The organism is Curtobacterium sp. P97 (genome assembly GCF_023712445.1).
GTDB lineage: Bacteria > Actinomycetota > Actinomycetes > Actinomycetales > Microbacteriaceae > Curtobacterium.
The window spans coordinates 1-478 of the sequence record NZ_JAMAYF010000064.1; the positions used below are offsets into that span (position 1 = coordinate 1).

Here is a 478-nt window from a genome sequence, read left to right on the forward strand (position 1 = left end):
GGGCCAGCGCGGGGACGGCGATCCGGGCGGTGCGGGAGGTCGTCATGGCCGGCAGCGTAGGGCTCAGGGGGTGGGCAGCGCGGGACCCTGCACGGGCGCCTCGGTGGGCGTCGGACGGTCGTCGTCCCCGGTCGGCAGCGGGTCGACGTAGGTGCGCTCGATGGTGACCTCCGAGCGGCCCAGGCCGCCGAGGGTGATCTCGTCGTAGGCGGTGAGCTCGCCGGTGGTCGGGTCGAGGTAGAGCACGGTGCAGGCGAGCGGCGTGGGGTCCTCGCCCTGCAGCCCGCGCAGCCCCGCGCCGCCGGTGGAGCCCTCAACCATCAGGCGGGTGCCGTCCTCGAGCACCGAGACCTCGCGCTCGTGGGTGTGCCCGGCCAGCACCAGCGGGACGACGCCGTCGAGCGGGGGCACCTGGTCCGGCTCGTGCACCATCGCGATGTCCGGCGGGTCGGTGAGGGCCCCGATGTAGTCGGCCAGC

Annotated in this window: 1 pseudogene; it reads right to left on the bottom strand. The window is 75.5% G+C overall.

Annotated elements, in window-relative coordinates:
* Positions 1 to 63: 63 nt before the first annotated feature.
* Positions 64 to 478 (bottom strand): annotated as a pseudogene (locus M3677_RS16940) (hypothetical protein); the annotation flags it as partial.